Here is a 19,122-nt window from a genome sequence, read left to right as displayed (position 1 = left end):
GCCGAGCTGGAGTCTTCAGGGACGCCCCGTATGCCTGCGTAGGACCGGCTTTAGCCAGGAGGGCGTTCGGGCATTCGCTGAATCGCCTTCGCCAGTCATACTGCCCTCCCGTCTAAAGCCGGTCCTGCAAGGTCAAAAGCACGCGATCAAGCTTGCAGGCGGAAATAAATGTTCCATAGAGAACCGGTCAGTTACGGGCCCCCCATCAATCCACCCAGACTTCAACCCGCCGGTTCTTGATACGCCCGTCATCAAGATCATTGGCTGCCACGGGCATTTCGTCACCGAAACCGACCACTTCCCGCAGGGTGATATTGCTTTTCATCAATTCCCGTCGAACCGCCATGGCGCGCAACCGGGAGAGCAACTGCGCGCGCTGGGGATCGCTTTTGGCATCGCCGAATCCGACCAGGGTTACACGCTGATCGAGCTTGTCATGCTGTTTCAGGTAATCCGCGACCCGTTGCACGTCCAGCAAGGCCTTGTTATCCAGCCTGGCGCTGCCTTGGGCAAACCGGAAATTGACTGACAAGCGCTCCGCTTCTCGCGTCAGCCTCTGGTATTCACCTGGCATCTGCGCCGTGGCCTGAACCTTGATGGTCTGTACCGTCTGCGCCACGAAGCCGTTCTGCGCGACGACTGCCTGACCCTCCGCACTCTGGGCAAATTCCACCAGTGCGGCAGCCCAGGGCTGATGACCTTCGACCGGCAGATAAAGGTAAAGACGCCGCGATAACGGGTAATCCTCGGTGGCAATCAGGCTCACCGTCGGCAACATCGGTCGCGACTCGCCATCAGCTATTGCGACTGCTTTTGCGTGACGGACATAGGGCAGCCCTATGAAGCCGATACCGTTACGATCCTGGCTGACTTCATCGGAGAGTTGCTCGCTGGACTCAAAGCGCTTCGCAAAGGCGGCGAGTGCCTTGCTGTACTTGAGCAGGACCAACTCCTTGAAAGTCTCGAAGGTGCCTGATTGTTCGTCGCGAACATAAAGATGGATTTCCCCATCCTTGCCACCCAATTCCTGCCAATTACGGATTTCCCCGGCGAACACACGGGCCAATTGCTCTGTGGTCAATTCCCGTATGGGATTGCCGGGGTGCAGGATGACTGCGACGCCATCGATGGCGATGACTTGCTCGGAGCCCGGGCTTTTCAGGTTGGCGACCCCTGCCAGGTCCTGGATTTCCTTTTCCTTGATGGGGCGTGATGACGCGGCGATGTCCGCTTTCCCGGCCTTGAGTGCGCTGAATCCAGTGCCGGAGCCATGAGCAGCGATCTCGACCTTGAGCTGTTTGCCGTCAGAGGTTGTACCGACGACCCGCAGTTCGTTGACCGCAGGGCCAGCTTCGGTACGCACGTCATGCAGGCCTTGTTTGCGCATGAGTCCTTCAACCAGTGCCGGGCCCAATTGCGCGTCGATGGTGTTGGAGCCATGAATGCGCAGTACCGGATCGTTGCGGGTGGATGAGGGGGGACTGGCTGTCGCGTCAAACGCCAGCAAGGCGAGGGCGGCCAGCAAAGACACAGCGCGCAGCATGTGCGGCACCTTGAATATAAGGAAAGAGTCGGGAGATTAAGTCGGATTGGTTACGGGAAGATGACAGTTGGGTTCATGCAGGGGCATTGAGACGTGGGACCGGCTTTAGCCGGGAAGACGCCGGTATATCCGCTGCATGTGCGGCATCTGACAGACAGTCTTCCCGGCTAAAGCCGGTCCCACGATTCAGATTTAACTCAACTCAAGCCAGATCGGCGCATGATCCGAGGGCTTCTCCATGCCGCGCAGTTCATAATCCACTCCGCCTGCCTTGATGCGAGGCTGCAACCCATTGGAGGCCATGATCAGATCGATGCGCAGACCACGCTTGGGTTGATCCTCGAAACCGCGGCTGCGGTAGTCGAACCAGCTGAATTGGTCGATGACTTCCGGATGCAGGTGCCGAAAGCTGTCGACCAGCCCCCAGTTCTTCAAGCGCGCCATCCACTCCCGTTCTTCGGGCAGAAAGCTGCATTTACCGGTTTTCAGCCAACGCTTGGCGTTGTCCGGACCAATGCCGATGTCGCTGTCTTCCGGAGAGATGTTCACGTCGCCCATGACAATCAGCGGCTGATCGTTGCTGAAGCGGGTTTCCAGCAGCGCCTGAAGGTCGTTGTAGAAACGCTGCTTGGCGGGAAACTTGGTCGGATGATCACGGCTTTCTCCCTGTGGGAAGTAGCCGTTCATGATGGTAATGGGTTGTCCGTTATCGTCAGCAAACGTGCCCCAGATGAAGCGTTTTTGCGATTCCTCATCATCTGTCTCGAAGCCTTTGTGCATCGCCAGTGGCATTTTGCGAGAGAGCAGGGCAACGCCGTAGTGGCCTTTCTGGCCATGAAAGTGCACGTGATAGCCCAGCGCTTCGATATCGGCCTGAGGAAATTGCTCGTCCGAGACTTTTGTTTCCTGCAGACCAATGACGTCGGGCTGGTGTTTTTCGATCAGTGCTGCCAACTGATGAGGGCGGGCGCGAAGCCCGTTGATATTGAATGAAACGATTTTCATGGGCAGGCAGTCCTGGCAGATACAAAAAAAGCGATGCTAGCTGACATGGCGTTTCATCTCCAGTGGGAGGTGGGAACTCAGCGTGGAGTTCTACACACGTCTTTGGGTCATTGGGTGTACATATCAGCCCTCACCGCAGAAACGGATATGTACACAAGAATCAAGCAATAAAAACGCACGCCCACCTAAGCCGAAAGAGGCATCCCCAAAGGATATTGGAACTGTGGCTGCGAGCCATGACTCGAACCTTTGTAGCAATGGAGCGCTGCCGTTCGAGCTGCGCCGTTAATGAGAGGTTGTTCCATGCCAGAATCGTCTGCCATCGTGGCTGAAGTGCGTCAGCTCGACAGCGGTTACTCGAGGGAAACCCGCTCGCTGCTCTACCTCGCCTATCGCCACGAACCGAGTTTCGCCTACCTGTTCAATGCTGAACGCAGCGGCTTTGACCAGCGCGTGCGTGCCACAATCCGGGCACTGGTCAAACAACACTTTCTTCAGCAACTGCCTGCCATTGGTCTCTTCATTGACGACCGACTGGTCGGTGCAGCGCTTATCGCACCTCCGCAGCGACGCTTGGGCATTACCGAAAGCTGGGCGTGGCGCCTGCGCATGGTGCTCAGCGCCGGCTTCAACTGCACGCGCCGTTACCTCGAATACTACAACGCAGTCCTGGCGTGCCTGCCTTCAGAGTCGGTGCATGTATTACCTCTGCTCGGAATTCATCCAGAATTTCAAAGTGAACCTCTTGGCGAGCAACTGCTGCAGGCGGTTCATAACTGGTGCGCCGAAGATGAAAACTCTCAGGGCATCGTCCTCGACACGGGAAATGCCCGGTATCTTGAGTTCTATAAACGACAGGGTTACGAGGAAATCGGAGAAGTTGCTGTAGGACCAATCCGTGAGCATGTGTTTTTCCACCCAAATCCGCAGGTTTCGCTGCAAGCAATGGCGTAAACCCATGAAATTTCAACTGCTTGGCGTGTTCCAGTGATAGCCGCTGCTCGTGTTAGCATTCGCGCCATGAAGTTTCTTGCAATGTTTACCAGCGGTTTGATTCTTGGTGTATCCAGCGTTGCGGCGTTCGCCGAAGCGCAGCTGGATGTGAGGGTCACACCTGCCAATTCCGCGCTCAAAGCCAACATTGAAGGCTATGTGGGCAGTCCCGGCGTGCGTGATGCCGACAGCCTGCAGCATTTCAGTATGGGCGCCGAAGAGCAGGCGCAGCGGGCAGCGCAGGCGTTGGGCTATTACCAGGCGAAGATCGCCAGTGAAGTGAAGACTGGCCGAGATAACCAGCCACAGCTGGTTATCTCGGTTCAGCCGGGTGAGCCCATTCATCTGCGCAATGTCACCATACGCATTGAGGGCGAGGCCGCGTCACTGAAGGCATTTCGGGTTCCCGACGGTGATGCGCTGAAAAGTGGTGCCGTGCTGAATCATGGTCATTATGAAGACGCCAAGCGCCTGATCCTGAATCAGGCGTCTCGCTACGGTTTCTTCTCCGGGCGTTTTGTCCAGCAGCGTCTTTCGATAGACCCTGCGGCAGGTATCGCCGACATCGATCTGGTTTACGACAGCGGTCCGCGCTATTCGCTGGGCAAAGTCAGCTTCAGTGGTGACGCGCCTTTTGACGACGACTTGTTACGGCGGATGGTGCCGTTCAAGGAAAACACCCCTTACGACTCCGAACTGATTGCCGAACTGAATCAGGCGATGCAAACCAGCGGTTATTTCGAGGGCGTGCGTGTAGATGCAGCACCGACCGCGGCGGTGGGGCAGGAGATTCCGGTCACTGTTCAGCTTGAAACACGCAAACCTCGAACCATGGGCCTCGGGCTGGGTTATTCCACCGACGTAGGGCCGCGGGGCAAGGCCAACTGGACCCGGCATTGGGTCAACCCCCAAGGCCATAGCTATGGCATCGAAAGTGAATTATCGGCACCGCGTCAGAACGTCGGGCTTTGGTACGACATTCCGCTGGACCCACCGCTGACTGACAAGCTGCGCTTTGCAGGCGGCTATCAGTACGAAGAGATCGCCGGGACCGACACTTTGAGCAAGCTGCTCACGGTCGGCCCGGAATGGCACAGCAAATTACCCAGCGGCTGGGAGCGAGTGGTTTCATTGAAGTGGCAGCGCGAGGAGTATCGACTGGGTGACGATTCGGGGCTCAGTACGCTGCTGATGCCGGGCGTCAGCTATTCCTATCTGCGCAGCGACAACCGAATTGATCCGCACAACGGCTATCGCCTGCAGTTCGATGCTCAAGTCGCCAAGGAAGGGCTGATGTCCGATTCGAACCTTCTGCATGGCAACGTGTTGCTCAAGGGCCTGACCACGCTTTGGGATAATCACCGCTTCCTTGCCCGCGTGCAGTTTGGCGGCAATGCCACCAATGGCTATAAATCGATACCGCCGTCTCTGCGCTTCTTCGCGGGTGGTGATCAAAGCGTTCGCGGTTATGACTATCAGACACTTTCACCGGAAAACTCCGACGGTGACCGTATCGGCGGTCGCTATATGGTGGCGGGTAGTGTTGAGTACCAATACTCCATCGCCGAGAAATGGCGAGTCGCGACCTTCGTCGATCAGGGCAACTCTTTCGATACCTTGGAATTGCCGAGCCTCAAGACCGGCGTGGGCATTGGTGTGCGCTGGGTTTCACCGGTCGGCCCGTTGCGCCTGGATCTGGCCCACGCACTGGACGATGACGGCGGCGTTCGGCTGCACTTTTCCATGGGGCCTGAGCTATGAAGCCGTTCAACTGGCAACGTTCGCTGAAAGCTCTGGGGTTGGTACTGGTCGCTATTGTCCTGCTGGTGTTTGTCAGTCTGTGGGGGCTGCTGGGTAGTGAAACCGGGAGCCGATGGGCGCTGGCACGTGTGCCGGGTTTACAACTGCAAAACTTCAACGGTCATCTGGGCGGGCAATGGCAGGCTGATCACTTGCTGTGGCAACAAGGCGCCACCCGCGTCGAAATCGACAAGCCGCTGCTGGACTGGTCCCCTGGGTGCTTGCTGAAGATGACCCTGTGTATCGATCGGCTGAATGCTGATCAGATTCGTCTTCAACTGGCCCCCGGTAGTGACGCAGCGCAAAATGAACCTTTGCAGTTACCTGATCTGAAACTGCCTCTGGCAATTCGTCTGGGTGATGTACGTATCGGCAGTCTGTTGCTGGATGGCAGCGAACAGGTCGCTGACCTGAAAATGGCGGCGCACTGGACCGCCGAAGGCTTGCGTCTGGATAACGTGCATGCGCGTCGAGATGATCTGGTGCTGGACCTGGCTGGGCTGCTTCAGCCTTCTGGGGATTGGCCCCTGTCCGCCACCGGACTGGTAAAACTGCCGGACATCGATGGTCGCGCCTGGGCACTCAATCTGGATATACAGGGCGACCTTCTCAAAACCCTGCAGCTCAAGGGCATCAGCAGTGGCTATCTGCAGGGTTTGCTGGACGGCGAATTGCAACCTCTCGCGGACAATCTGCCTGCACAGTTAAGGATCAGTGCCGACCCGTTCAAAGCGGCGGACTCGCTGCCGGACACCCTGCAACTCAATCAGTTGCTGCTGGATGCGAAGGGTGATCTTCAGAAGGGTTATCAGCTACAGGGCTCGGCCAGCCTTCCCGCCGAGCAAGGCCCTGTTGCTCTGGCACTCAAGGGGCGCGTTGACGCCAAGGGGGCAGTGATCGAGGCCCTTGACTTGAATGCCAGCGCAGATCAGCGCCTGAGTCTCAACGGTGCGTTGAGCTGGGAGCATGAGTTCCGTGCCGATGCGAAGCTCGATTGGCGTGATTTCCCCTGGCATCGTTTGTATCCGCTGATCGAAGAGCCGCAGGTAGCGCTGCGCAAGTTCGTCGGGGAAGTCTCTTACACCGACGGTAAATATCTGGGGAATTTCAGTGCCAATCTGGACGGTCCGGCAGGTGCATTCAGCCTCGTAAGTCCTTTCAGTGGTGATTTGACCCAGGTCTTCCTGCCGCAGTTGGAAATGGTCGCGGGGCAAGGTAAGGCCACGGGGCATCTCAACCTGCAATTTGCCGATGGCATCGGCTGGGATACCGCGCTGGACCTGAGCGCGATTGACCCTGCTTATTGGGTCGCGCAGATGCCAGGGACTTTGGCCGGACCGCTGCGCAGTAAAGGGCAGCTCAGAAATGAACAGTTGAGCCTGAACGCGGATCTGGACCTGAAGGGCCGTCTGCGTGGTCAGCCTGCGGTTTTGCAGGTCAAAGCCGATGGCGCGGGTGACAAGTGGAATGTCGGCGCGCTTGAAGTGCGTCTCGGGGATAACCGCATTCAGGGCAATGGCAGCCTGCAGCAGCGTCTGCTGGCTCAACTGGATATCAACCTGCCTCGGCTGGGGCAGCTATGGCCGGGGCTGCAAGGGCAGGTCAAAGGCCGTCTTGATGTGGCCGGAACGTTGAAAGCGCCCCAAGGCCAACTGGGCATGCAGGGCTCTCAATTGGCTTTTGAAGGCAATCAACTGAAAGCGCTGAACGTAAATGCCAGACTCGACAATGCCCAGCGCGCCAATGTCGATATCAAAGGCAGCGGTATTCAGGCAGGCGACAAGCAGTTGGGTACGCTGGTCGTGGATGCTCAGGGTGATATCAAACGCCAGCAGATGAAGCTCGACTTGCAGGGACCGTTGCTCAAGCTGGCGCTGGGTCTGGATGGCAACCTCGACAAGGGCAACTGGCGCGGGCGACTTTCCAGCGGCGATGTGCAGACAGGTGGGCAACGCTGGCAATTGCAGCAACCGGCCAAGCTGGAGCGCCTGGCTGACGGCAAGGTGAACTTTGGTGCGCATTGCTGGCTTTCTGGCATGGCCAGTCTGTGTGGTGAAGATCAGCGTCTCATGCCCGAACCGCGTCTGCGTTATCACTTGAAGAATTTTCCTCTCGACAGTCTGGCCCAGTGGCTTCCGAAAGACTTTGCCTGGAAAGGTTCGCTGAACGGTGACGTGCAGCTCGATGTGCCAGCTGCAGGCCCTAACGGACAAATTACGGTGAACGCCAACGGCGGAACCTTGCGTGTCAAGGAGAAGGATCAGTGGCTGGACTTCCCTTACGAGAGTCTGGTTCTGACCAGCAAACTGACCCCGAAACTGATCGACAGTCGTCTGGATTTCCGTGGCGGAAAACTTGGGGCTTTGCAGGTAAATGCCCGCATTGATCCATTGGCGCAGAACAAGACCTTGAGCGGCGACTTCAACCTGAGCGGGCTTGACCTGTCCATTGCCCGCCCATTCGTGCCCATGGTGCAGAAGCTCAATGGGCGATTGAACGGCAGCGGACGTTTGTCTGGCGGGCTTCTGGCCCCGCAAGTGAACGGCAGCGTCGTCCTCAGCGGTGGCGAAGTCTCCGGGCCTGAGCTGCCGATAAGCCTGCAGGATGTGCAGATTCAGGCGCAGATCGCCGGAGAAAACGTTCAGCTCGACGGTCACTGGAAAAGTGGCGATACCGGAGAGGGACGTCTAGCCGGGCAGATTGGCTGGAGTCAGGCGCTGTTGGTCGATTTGAGCCTCAAGGGCTCCCGTCTGCCAATCACGGTTGAACCCTACGCCAGACTCGAAGCCGCGCCGGATTTGAAAATCTCGATGCAGGGCGGTCGCTTGGGTATCTCTGGCAAAGTGTTGATTCCCCAAGGGACGATAACCGTTCGTGAGCTACCGCCTTCCACGGTCAAGTTGTCAGGCGACACAGTGATTGTTGGGCAGCAAACGGAGGAGGGCGAGCCGCCGTTGGCGATGGCCATGGATATAGATGTTCAGGTGGGACAGGAAAAACTGAGCTTCACCGGCTTTGGGTTGACGGCTGACCTCGCAGGCCGGGTGCACATCGGAGACAACCTGGACACCCGAGGCGAACTTAACCTGAACAATGGCCGATACCGTGCCTATGGCCAGCGGTTGACGATTCGCAAGGCGCGGCTGTTGTTTGCCGGGCCAATCGATCAGCCGTATCTGGATGTCGAAGCGATTCGGCAGACAGACGAGGTTGTTGCGGGCATCCGGTTATCGGGCAGTGCCGAGCAACCGACCACGACAGTGTTCTCCGAACCCGCCATGAGTCAGGAGCAGGCATTGTCCTATCTGGTGCTGGGAAGGCCGTTGAACAACACCGGTGAAGACAGCAACATGATGGCCCAGGCTGCCTTGGCACTAGGGCTGGCTGGCAGCGAATCGACCACCGGCAAGCTGGCCAAAGACCTGGGTATTCGGGATTTCGAGCTGGATACCTCCGGCTCCGGGGAAAAAACCAACGTGGTCGCCAGCGGCAAAATCACCGACAAGCTCAGCTTGCGTTACGGGGTCGGGGTATTCGAACCTGCCAACACCATTGCCTTGCGCTACATGTTGAGCAAAAAGGTCTACCTGGAAGCTGCAAGCGGTCTGGCCAGTTCGCTGGATATTTTCTATAAACGGGATTTTTGAAGGCGTCCGCACCTGCTGGACTTGAAAACTGACATGGGTAAATGAAAGCCCCCACACTTCATCCATCTACACTCTAGGTCGATCAACACTTTCATGGTTAACTTCTCCGTCTAATCAACCCGTGGAAAAAGGACTCAGTTCATGGCTCAAGTGACTCGCAGAGGCAATCCTGTCCAAATCAATGGCGAACTGCCGAAAGTCGGTGCTGCGGCCCCGGCCTTTTCGCTGGTAGGCGGTGATCTGGCTGACGTGACCCTGGCTGACTTTGCCGGCAAGCGCAAAGTGCTGAACATCTTCCCAAGCGTCGACACGCCGACCTGCGCGACTTCCGTACGCAAGTTCAACGCCCAGGCCAATGACCTGACCAACACCGTGGTGCTGTGCATTTCTGCTGATCTGCCGTTTGCCCAAGCGCGCTTTTGCGGTGCCGAGGGTCTGGAAAACGTGAAAAACCTCTCCACCCTGCGTGGCGGTGAGTTCATGGAAAACTATGGTGTTGCCATCGCTGATGGGCCGATGGTCGGTCTGACCACTCGTGCTGTCGTTGTGCTGGATGAAAACGATAAAGTGCTCCACAGCGAACTGGTTCCGGAAATCGGTCAGGAACCTGACTACGACGCCGCATTGGCCGTACTGAAGTAACACTTGGCAATACCTGGACGGCCTGAACATGTTCAGGCCGTTTTCGTTTACGCTTCAGCTGTTTAACAAAAGTAAGGACAAGGTAAATTGCCGGTAAAGCCGCTTTGCTTGTCACGCATCTGTGCTTATTGTTCAGCCTCCTGAAAAGCCCCATCCGCAATGGTTGATTTATTCATGCAATCGTCTGGCCCCCGTAGTTCCCGTCGCTGGCTCATCAGCCTGTTGGTCCTGTTGATTATCGTCGGCTTGTGCTGGTGGTTGTGGCCTGCATCTGCGCCGAGCAAAGAGGGGGCACAACGCAAATCAGGCGGTACGGCCGAAAGTGGCGCGGCGCGTCCTGGCTTTGGTGGTTCTACTATTCCCGTGCCGGTTCGGGTGGCTCCGGCGGTGCTGGGCGATTTCCCGATTTACTACAAGGCCCTGGGCACTGTGACGGCGATGAACACCATCAACGTGCGCAGCCGGGTGGCGGGTGAGCTGGTCAAGATCAATTTCCAGGAAGGGCAAATGGTCAAGGCTGGAGACTTGCTGGCCGAGATTGATCCACGCAGTTACCAGATCGCCCTGCAGCAGGCGGAAGGTACGCTGGCGACCAATCAGGCTCTGCTAAAAAACGCCCAACTGGACGTGCAGCGCTATCGCGGCCTGTACGCTGAAGACAGTATCGCCAAGCAGACGCTGGATACCGCCGAGTCGCTGGTCAATCAGTATCAGGGCACAATCAAGACCAATCAGGCAGCAGTGGGCGATGCCAGACTCAATCTTGAATTCACTCGCATTCGTGCCCCGATCGCCGGGCGTATCGGCCTCAAGCAACTGGACGTCGGCAATCTGGTGGCGGCCAACGACACCACGGCGCTGGTGATCATCACCCAGACGAAGCCCATTACCGTCGCTTTCACACTGCCCGAGAAAGACCTTTCGACGGTGATTACCCGCTATCGCAGTGGCGACAAGCTGCCCGTGGAGGCCTGGGATCGTGGTGACTTGAAGCAGCAGGCTCAGGGCGTGCTGGCGAGTCTTGATAACCAGATCGATGTGGCCACCGGAACGCTGAAGTTCAAAGCCCGCTTCGAAAATCAGAATGAAGTGCTTTTTCCTAACCAGTTCGTCAATGTGCATCTGTTGGCCGATACCCTCAAGCAGGCTGTCCTGGTGCCTACCGCTGCGATCCAGTTTGGCACCAACGGCACCTTCGTGTACGCGATGGACGGTGACAACAAAGTCAAGATTCGCACGCTCAAAACCGGCGCCAACAACGAGCAACTGACAGTGGTCAGCGAGGGGCTGGCAGCGGGTGATCGTGTCGTGCTGGAGGGCACAGACCGCCTGCGCGATGGCGCCACGGTAGAAGTGGTCAGCGACAGCAAGGATGTCCCGACGACCCCAGGCCAGCAACTGCAGGGTAAACCGGGCAAGAGCACTGATGAGTCGGCGTCTGTTGGCAAGGCGGAAAGCACGCGCGCATGAACATCTCCAGACTGTTCATCCTGCGGCCGGTCGCAACGACTCTGAGCATGCTGGCCATCGTTCTGGCCGGTTTGATCGCGTACAAGTTGCTGCCTGTTTCTGCACTGCCGCAAGTCGATTACCCGACCATCCGGGTCATGACGTTATACCCGGGCGCCAGTCCGCAAGTGATGACCAGTGCCGTCACCGCGCCACTCGAGCGCCAGTTCGGGCAGATGCCGGGGCTGAGCCAGATGGCGTCCACCAGTTCCGGTGGGGCGTCGGTGATTACCCTGCGATTCAGCCTCGACCTGAACATGGATGTAGCCGAGCAGTCGGTACAGGCGGCAATCAACGCCGCGACCAATCTTCTGCCAACGGATTTACCGGCGCCTCCGGTCTACAACAAGGTGAACCCGGCCGATACGCCGGTGCTGACTCTGGCCATTACGTCCAAGACCATGTTGTTGCCCAAGCTCAACGATCTGGTCGACACGCGCATGGCGCAAAAGATTTCCCAGATCAGCGGCGTCGGCATGGTCAGCATTGCCGGTGGTCAGCGTCAGGCCGTCCGGATCAAGGTCAACCCCGAGGCACTGGCTGCCAATGGCCTGAACCTTGAGGATGTGCGCACCTTGATCGGTGCGTCCAACGTCAATCAGCCCAAGGGTAACTTCGACGGTCCGACCCGGGTCTCAATGCTCGACGCCAACGATCAGCTCAAGTCTCCCGAGGAATACGCCAATCTGATTCTGGCCTACAGCAACGGCGCGCCGCTGCGCCTCAAGGATGTCGCGGAAATCGTCGATGGTGCCGAGAACGAGCGTCTCGCGGCCTGGGCCAACGAGAATCAGGCGGTGTTGCTCAACATTCAGCGCCAGCCGGGTGCCAACGTTATCGAGGTCGTGGATCGTATCAAGGCGCTGCTGCCAAGCATCACCGATAACCTGCCTGCCGGCCTCGACGTGGCGGTACTGACGGATCGTACCCAGACGATTCGGGCCTCGGTCAAAGACGTGCAGCATGAATTGCTTATCGCCATCGTGTTGGTGGTGTTGGTAACGTTCCTCTTTCTGCGTCGCTTCAGCGCTACGATTATTCCGTCGATTGCCGTACCGCTGTCGTTGGTGGGCACCTTCGGGGTGATGTACCTGGCGGGTTTTTCGGTCAACAACCTGACGTTGATGGCCATGACCATCGCCACCGGTTTTGTGGTCGATGACGCCATCGTCATGCTGGAAAACATCTCGCGGCATATCGAAGAGGGTGAATCACCGATGCAGGCGGCGCTCAAGGGCGCGAAGCAGATCGGCTTTACGCTGGTGTCGCTGACGATCTCTCTGATTGCCGTCTTGATACCGCTGTTGTTCATGGCTGATGTGGTGGGGCGGTTATTCCGCGAATTTGCGATCACCCTGGCGGTAGCAATTCTCATATCGCTGGTCGTATCGCTGACTCTGACGCCGATGATGTGCGCGCGGTTGCTCAAGCGTGAACCCAGGGAAGAAGAGCAAAGCCGCTTCTACCGCGCCAGCGGTGCCTGGCTGGACTGGCTGGTTGAAGCGTACGGCAACAAGTTGCGCTGGGTGCTCAAGCACCAACCGCTGACATTGCTGGTGGCGATCGCTACGCTGGCATTGACCGTTTTCCTTTACCTGGTCGTACCCAAGGGGTTCTTCCCGGTACAGGACACCGGCGTGATTCAGGGGATTTCCGAGGCACCGCAATCGATTTCCTTCGCCGCCATGAGCGAGCGACAGCAGTCACTGGCGAAGATCATTCTGCAAGACCCCGACGTGGCGAGTCTTTCGTCCTACATCGGTGTGGATGGCGATAATGCGACGCTAAACAGCGGGCGTCTGCTGATTAACCTGAAGTCCCACAGCGATCGGGATGTCACCGCAACCGAGATCATTCAGCGCTTGCAGCCGCAACTGGACAAGCTTTCCGGCATTCGCCTGTTCCTGCAGCCTGTTCAGGACCTGACCATCGAGGATCGGGTCAGTCGTACCCAGTACCAGTTCAGCATGTCATCTCCGGACGCCGAAATGCTTAGCCTGTGGAGCGGACGACTGGTGGATGCCTTGAGCAAACGTCCGGAGCTGACCGATGTGGCCAGTGACTTGCAGGACAAGGGGTTACAGGTCTATCTGGCGATCGATCGTGATGCGGCGAGTCGTGTGGGCGTGACCGTGGCGAATATCACCGATGCGTTGTATGACGCGTTTGGTCAACGGCAGATTTCGACGATCTACACGCAGGCCAGCCAGTACCGGGTGGTCTTGCAGGCGGCAACGGCCAGTGAGTTGGGGCCTCAGGCGCTGGAGCAGATTCACGTCAAGACCACCGACGGCGCGCAGGTCAAGCTGTCGAGCCTGGCGCATGTCGAACAACGTCAGGCGCAACTGGCGATAACGCATCTGGGCCAGTTCCCGGCAGTCATGATGTCTTTCAACCTGGCACCGGATGTTGCACTGGGTGCGGCTGTAGAGATCATTCAGCAGGTCGAGAAGGACATCGGCATGCCGATTGGCGTGCAGACCGAATTCCAGGGCGCGGCTCAGGCCTTCCAGGCTTCGTTGTCCAGCACCTTGCTGTTGATCCTCGCGGCCGTCGTGACCATGTACATCGTGCTGGGCGTGCTTTACGAGAGCTACATCCATCCGATCACTATTCTTTCAACCCTGCCGTCAGCGGCGGTGGGAGCGTTGCTGGCTCTGCTGATCAGTGGCAACGATCTGGGCATGATTGCGATCATTGGCATCATCCTGTTGATCGGTATCGTCAAGAAAAACGCCATCATGATGATCGACTTCGCCCTCGACGCAGAGCGCAACCGTGGCGTGGATCCTGAAACAGCGATCTATGAGGCGGCTTTGCTGCGCTTCCGCCCGATTCTGATGACCACCATGGCGGCGTTGTTTGGCGCTGTGCCGCTGATGCTGGCGAGCGGTTCTGGCGCTGAGCTGCGTCAACCCTTGGGTCTGGTGATGGTCGGCGGCTTGATGTTGAGCCAGGTATTGACCCTGTTTACGACGCCGGTGATTTACCTGTACTTCGACCGAATGGGGCGTCGTTGGGGCCGGAAACCGGATGCCGATGCGCGTCTGGAGCAGGCGGACGCATGAACCTGTCCGGTCCTTTCATACGCAGGCCGGTCGCAACCATGCTGCTGAGCCTGGCGATCATGCTGCTGGGGGGCGTCAGCTTTGGTTTGCTGCCCGTGGCACCACTGCCGAACATGGATTTCCCGGTCATCGTGGTGTCCGCCAGCTTGCCGGGGGCCAGCCCCGAGATCATGGCATCCAGTGTCGCGACGCCGCTTGAGCGTTCGCTGGGTTCGATTGCCGGTATCAACACCATGAGCAGTCGATCGAGCCAGGGCTCCACGCGGGTCATCCTGCAATTCGACCTGGACCGCGACATCAACGGCGCGGCGCGAGAGGTGCAGGCGGCGATCAATGCCTCGCGCAATCTGCTGCCCAGCGGTATGCGCAGCATGCCGACCTACAAGAAGGTCAACCCGTCCCAGGCCCCGATCATGGTCCTGTCCCTGACGTCCGATGTGCTGGAGAAGGGCGAGCTGTATGACCTTGCGTCGACGATCCTTTCCCAAAGCCTGTCCCAGGTCAGCGGTGTGGGTGAAGTACAGATCGGCGGAAGCTCATTGCCTGCGGTACGTATCGAACTTGAGCCGCAATTGCTCGATCAGTACGGTGTGTCGCTGGATGAGGTGCGCACGGCGGTCAACGGCGCCAACGTCCGGCGTCCGAAGGGCGCAGTAGAAAATTCCCGGTATAACTGGCAGGTTCAGGCCAACGATCAACTGGAAAAAGCCTCGGATTATGAGGCGCTGATCATCCGTTATCAGGATGGCGCCGCCTTGCGGCTCAAGGACGTCGCCAAGGTCAGCGATGGCGTGGAGAACCGCTACAACTCAGGCTTCTTCAATAAAAAACCTGCGGTGCTGCTGGTCATCAACCGGCAGGCGGGGGCCAACATTATTGAAACCGTGGCGCAGATCAAGGCGCAATTGCCGGCCCTTGAGGCTGTATTACCCGCCAGCGCCACGCTGAAGCTGGCGATGGATCGCTCGCCGGTCATCAAGGCGACGCTGCACGAAGCAGAGATGACGCTGTTGATCGCGGTGATTCTGGTGATCCTCGTGGTTTACCTGTTTCTCGGTAACTTCCGGGCCTCGCTGATCCCGACCCTGGCGGTGCCGGTGTCGTTGGTGGGCACCTTCGCGATCATGTACCTGTACGGCTTTTCCCTGAATAACCTGTCGCTGATGGCGCTGATTCTCGCCACCGGGCTGGTGGTCGATGACGCCATTGTGGTCTTGGAAAACATTTCCCGACACATCGACAAAGGTGTCGCGCCGATGCAGGCGGCGTATCTCGGTGCCAAGGAAGTGGGCTTCACGCTGTTGGCCATGAACGTGTCGCTGGTGGCGGTGTTCATCTCGATTCTGTTCATGGGCGGGTTGGTGGAAAGCCTGTTTCGCGAGTTCTCCATCACGCTCTCGGCATCGATCATTGTCTCGCTGGTGGTCTCCCTGACATTGACGCCTATGCTTTGCGCGCGCTGGCTCAAGCCGCATGTGCCGGGCAGCGAGAACAGGCTGCAACGCTGGAGCAACCGGGTCAACGACCGCATGGTGGCAGGTTACGACCGCAGTCTCGGCTGGGTGATGCGTCATCGGCGTCTGACGCTGCTCAGTCTGCTGGTCACCGTGGTGGTCAACGTCGCGCTGTACGTGGTGGTGCCCAAGACATTCCTGCCGACTCAGGACACCGGGCAACTGATGGGCTTTGTGCGGGGCGATGACGGTCTGTCGTTCACGGTCATGCAGCCGAAGATGGAAATATTCCGCGACGCGATACTCGCCGATCCGGCTGTAGATACGGTGGCAGGTTTTATCGGTGGTACCAACGGCACCAACAACGCCTTCATGCTGGTGCGTCTCAAGCCCATATCCGAACGCAAACTCAGCGCTGAACAGGTCGTGGAACGTATCCGCAAGGAAATGCCCAAGGTGCCGGGCGGGCGGGTGTTTCTTGCCCCTGATCAGGACCTGCAACTGGGCGGCGGCCGCGAGCAGACCACGTCGGCCTATCAATACATTCTACAAAGCGGCGACCTGAACGCGTTGCGTGAGTGGTATCCGAAAGTGGTTGCAGCGCTCAAATCTCTGCCGGAGCTGACGGCCATCGATGCGCGGGAAGGACGCGGTGCTCAACAGGTCACGTTGCACGTGGACCGCGACGCCGCCAAACGTCTGGGTATCGACATGGACATGGTCACCGCTGTGCTCAACAACGCTTACAGCCAGCGTCAGGTGTCGACGATTTACGACAGCCTCAACCAGTACAAAGTGGTAATGGAGGTCAATCCCCGGTTTGCTCAGGACCCGGCGACCCTTGAACAGGTTCAGGTGATTACTGCGGACGGCAATCGTGTACCGCTGTCCAGCATCGCACGCTATGACCGCAGCCTCGCTGACGACACGGTTTCCCATGACGGGCAATTTGCCTCGGAGAACATTTCATTCGATCTGGCAGAAGGCTACAGCCTTGATCAGGCCACAGTTGCCATTGAGCGCGCTGTCGCCGGGGTCGGCCTGCCTTCGGACGTCATTGCGAAAATGGCCGGTACTGCCGATGCGTTCGCTGCGACCCAGAAGAGCCAGCCATGGATGATTCTCGGTGCCTTGCTGGCGGTGTATCTGGTGCTGGGCATCCTGTACGAAAGCTACATTCACCCGCTGACGATTCTGTCCACGCTGCCGTCGGCCGGGGTAGGGGCCTTGCTGAGTATTTATGTGCTAGGTTCGCAATTCAGCCTGATTTCATTGCTGGGCCTGTTCCTGCTGATCGGAGTCGTGAAGAAAAACGCGATCATGATGATTGACCTCGCGTTGCAGCTTGAGCGTGACAGTGGCATGACCCCCGAAGCGTCGATACGCGCTGCTTGCCTGCAGCGTCTACGACCTATTCTGATGACGACCATGGCAGCCATACTCGGTGCCTTGCCGCTGCTGTTGAGTACAGCGGATGGCGCCGAAATGCGCCGCCCATTGGGTCTGTGCATCATTGGCGGTCTGGTGTTCAGCCAGGTCCTGACCCTTTACACCACCCCGGTGGTTTACCTCTATCTCGACCGCTTACGCCATCGTTTCAATAAATGGCGTGGCGTGCGCACCGATGCCGCTCTGGAAACTCCGCTATGACCGTACAGAAGATCAAGCCCTTCAAAAAACGGCCTGCACGCACGCTGTCCCTGGCGTTGTGCGCTGCGCTATTGAGTGCCTGCGCGGTCGGGCCTGACTATCAGAAGCCTGAAATGACGACGCCTGCTCAGTTCAAAGCGGCTGAAGGCTGGACCCAGGCGGCGCCCAGTGATGCGATTGCGCGGGGTGCCTGGTGGGAGATCTACGGCGACACGCAGCTCAATGGGTTGGTCGAAAAACTCAACAGCTCCAACCAGACCGTCGCCCAATACGAGGCTCAATATCGCCAGGCCAAGGCGCTGGTTCGCAGTTCTCGCGGGGCGTTCTTTCCGACCCTCGATCTGTCCGCTGGCAAAACCCGTTCAAGCCAGGGCGCGGGCAGCAGCAGTTCGAGTCTGAGCAGTTCCAGCAGCGGTATTCGTGACACTTACAACACTCAGTTGGGAGTGAGCTGGGAAGCCGATATCTGGGGCAAGTTGCGCCGCGGACTGGAAGCCGATACTGCCAGTGCCCAGGCCAGTCTTGGCGACCTCGCTGCCATGCGGCTGAGCCTGCAGTCAGAGCTGGTGCAGAACTACCTGCAACTGCGGGTGATTGACGAGCAAAAGCGCCTGCTGGAGGCCACTGTCGAAGCGTATCAGCGCTCGTTGACGCTGACCCAGAATCAATACCGCGCCGGAATCTCCGGGCGTGATTCTGTGGCTCAGGCGCAAACCCAGCTGAAAAGTACTCAGGCTGATTTGATCGATCTGGTCTGGCAGCGTGCGCAGTTCGAGAACGCTATTGCCGTGTTGATGGGCCAGGCTCCGGCGGACTTCAATCTGGCGGCCAGCACGTCGATACCGGCGTTGCCGGAAATTCCTCTGGAGTTGCCCTCGCAGTTGCTTGAACGTCGCCCGGATATCGCAGCGGCCGAGCGTTCGGTGATGGCGGCCAACGCCAACATCGGTATCGCCAAGGCGGCGTATTACCCGGACCTCACCCTGAGCATGAGCGGCGGCTACAGCAGCAGTACATTCTCCAACTGGATCAGCTTGCCCAATCGTTTCTGGTCGGTGGGCCCGCAACTGGCGATGACGCTGTTCGACGGCGGTCAGCGTTCGGCAGAAGTGGACCGTACCGAAGCGGTGTACGACCAGACGGTTGCGCAGTATCGGCAGACTGTCCTGACGGGTTTTCAGGAGGTGGAAAATTACCTGGTCCAACTGAAAGTCTACGAAGACGAAGCCAGTGTGCGCGCAGAGGCGCTGGATGCCGCCCGTGAATCTCTGCGCCTGACCAGCAATCAGTACAAGGCTGGCCTCATCGGCTATCTGGACGTGGTCAACGTCCAGGCCACCGCCCTGAGCAATGAGCGCAGCGTGTTGACCTTGCTGCAAAGCCGTCTGATTGCCAGTGTTCAACTGATCGCTGCACTGGGCGGTGGTTGGGATGCCCAGCGCGGTCTGGATATGCAGGCGGATAAGGATTAAGGGACTGATTTCGCTCTGGTGATTCATAGAGCGCGTGGACTGGAATGTGATCAAGCTGTGGGAGATTCTATGTTTGCCCGCAAGTTGAGATCGCATCACCTTTGTGGGAACAGAGCTTGCTCGCGATAAGGCTGGATGCGATTGGCTTGATATCTACGCTGTCCTTATCGCGGGCACACAGGAATCACTGATGACGTGGGACCGGCTTTAGCCGGGAAGAGGCCGGGACAGACGCTGGATCTTCATCTGCAGAAATACCGCTTTCCCGGCTAAAGCCGGTCCCACGACATCGCGCGGATATGAGATGCATTACCTTTGTGTGAGCAGAGCTTCCTCGAG

10 protein-coding genes are annotated in these 19,122 nt (G+C 58.2%); 8 read left to right on the top strand and 2 right to left on the bottom strand.

Annotated elements, in window-relative coordinates:
• Positions 1 to 205: 205 nt before the first annotated feature.
• Together CKW31_RS08585 and xthA are read right to left on the bottom strand one after the other, a co-directional pair.
• Positions 206 to 1,543 carry a substrate-binding domain-containing protein gene (locus CKW31_RS08585; protein WP_095093923.1) on the bottom strand — a complete coding sequence of 446 codons (1,338 nt, stop codon included), beginning with the start codon at positions 1,541 to 1,543 and terminating at the stop codon, positions 206 to 208.
• Positions 1,544 to 1,735: 192 nt separating this feature from the next.
• Complete coding sequence (gene xthA / locus CKW31_RS08580) at positions 1,736 to 2,548, bottom strand: exodeoxyribonuclease III (RefSeq protein ID WP_095093922.1); 813 nt, start codon at positions 2,546 to 2,548, stop codon at positions 1,736 to 1,738.
• 303 nt (positions 2,549 to 2,851) lie between these two features.
• On the opposite strand from xthA, the gene CKW31_RS08575 reads away from it, so the two are divergent.
• The 8 genes from CKW31_RS08575 to CKW31_RS08540 all read left to right on the top strand — a co-directional run bounded on the left by CKW31_RS08575 (position 2,852) and on the right by CKW31_RS08540 (position 18,783).
• Positions 2,852 to 3,502, top strand: coding sequence for an N-acetyltransferase (locus tag CKW31_RS08575; RefSeq protein ID WP_095093921.1), 651 nt, complete (start codon positions 2,852 to 2,854; stop codon positions 3,500 to 3,502).
• Positions 3,503 to 3,568: 66 nt separating this feature from the next.
• Positions 3,569 to 5,302 (top strand): autotransporter assembly complex family protein, encoded by a 1,734-nt coding sequence (locus CKW31_RS08570; RefSeq protein ID WP_095093920.1) that lies wholly within the window; start codon positions 3,569 to 3,571, stop codon positions 5,300 to 5,302.
• Positions 5,299 to 8,988, top strand: a complete 3,690-nt coding sequence (locus tag CKW31_RS08565; RefSeq protein ID WP_095093919.1) for a translocation/assembly module TamB domain-containing protein — start codon at positions 5,299 to 5,301, stop codon at positions 8,986 to 8,988. The genes CKW31_RS08570 and CKW31_RS08565 overlap by 4 nt, the downstream gene beginning before the upstream one ends.
• Positions 8,989 to 9,129: 141 nt before the next feature.
• Entirely contained in the window at positions 9,130 to 9,630 is a 501-nt protein-coding gene (gene tpx / locus CKW31_RS08560) for a thiol peroxidase (RefSeq protein WP_095093918.1), read from the top strand.
• A gap of 159 nt (positions 9,631 to 9,789) precedes the next feature.
• Positions 9,790 to 11,100, top strand: a complete 1,311-nt coding sequence (locus CKW31_RS08555; RefSeq protein ID WP_095093917.1) for an MdtA/MuxA family multidrug efflux RND transporter periplasmic adaptor subunit — start codon at positions 9,790 to 9,792, stop codon at positions 11,098 to 11,100.
• Positions 11,097 to 14,207, top strand: coding sequence for an MdtB/MuxB family multidrug efflux RND transporter permease subunit (locus tag CKW31_RS08550; RefSeq protein ID WP_095093916.1), 3,111 nt, complete (start codon positions 11,097 to 11,099; stop codon positions 14,205 to 14,207). Before CKW31_RS08555 ends, CKW31_RS08550 begins: the two co-directional genes overlap by 4 nt.
• Complete coding sequence (locus CKW31_RS08545; RefSeq protein WP_095093915.1) at positions 14,204 to 17,311, top strand: efflux RND transporter permease subunit; 3,108 nt, start codon at positions 14,204 to 14,206, stop codon at positions 17,309 to 17,311. Before CKW31_RS08550 ends, CKW31_RS08545 begins: the two co-directional genes overlap by 4 nt.
• A complete protein-coding gene (locus tag CKW31_RS08540) occupies positions 17,308 to 18,783 on the top strand; it encodes an efflux transporter outer membrane subunit (protein ID WP_095093914.1) in 1,476 nt (491 codons plus the stop codon). Before CKW31_RS08545 ends, CKW31_RS08540 begins: the two co-directional genes overlap by 4 nt.
• Positions 18,784 to 19,122 lie beyond the last annotated feature (339 nt).

The sequence above is a fragment of the Pseudomonas sp. Irchel 3A5 genome (genome assembly GCF_900187575.1).
Lineage (GTDB): Bacteria > Pseudomonadota > Gammaproteobacteria > Pseudomonadales > Pseudomonadaceae > Aquipseudomonas > Aquipseudomonas folii.
Note: the sequence above shows the minus strand (reverse complement) of the source record. Positions and strands in the feature narration are given on the sequence as shown.

Bases quoted from the DNA above. Each gene is read 5' to 3' on its own strand.
- CKW31_RS08555 (WP_095093917.1), top strand. From the start codon at position 9,790: ATGGTTGATTTATTCATGCAATCGTCTGGCCCCCGTAGTTCCCGTCGC.
- CKW31_RS08575 (WP_095093921.1), top strand. From the start codon at position 2,852: ATGCCAGAATCGTCTGCCATCGTGGCTGAAGTGCGTCAGCTCGACAGC.
- CKW31_RS08585 (WP_095093923.1), bottom strand. From the start codon at position 1,543: ATGCTGCGCGCTGTGTCTTTGCTGGCCGCCCTCGCCTTGCTGGCGTTT.
- xthA (WP_095093922.1), bottom strand. From the start codon at position 2,548: ATGAAAATCGTTTCATTCAATATCAACGGGCTTCGCGCCCGCCCTCAT.
- CKW31_RS08565 (WP_095093919.1), top strand. From the start codon at position 5,299: ATGAAGCCGTTCAACTGGCAACGTTCGCTGAAAGCTCTGGGGTTGGTA.
- CKW31_RS08570 (WP_095093920.1), top strand. From the start codon at position 3,569: ATGAAGTTTCTTGCAATGTTTACCAGCGGTTTGATTCTTGGTGTATCC.
- CKW31_RS08550 (WP_095093916.1), top strand. From the start codon at position 11,097: ATGAACATCTCCAGACTGTTCATCCTGCGGCCGGTCGCAACGACTCTG.
- CKW31_RS08545 (WP_095093915.1), top strand. From the start codon at position 14,204: ATGAACCTGTCCGGTCCTTTCATACGCAGGCCGGTCGCAACCATGCTG.
- CKW31_RS08540 (WP_095093914.1), top strand. From the start codon at position 17,308: ATGACCGTACAGAAGATCAAGCCCTTCAAAAAACGGCCTGCACGCACG.
- tpx (WP_095093918.1), top strand. From the start codon at position 9,130: ATGGCTCAAGTGACTCGCAGAGGCAATCCTGTCCAAATCAATGGCGAA.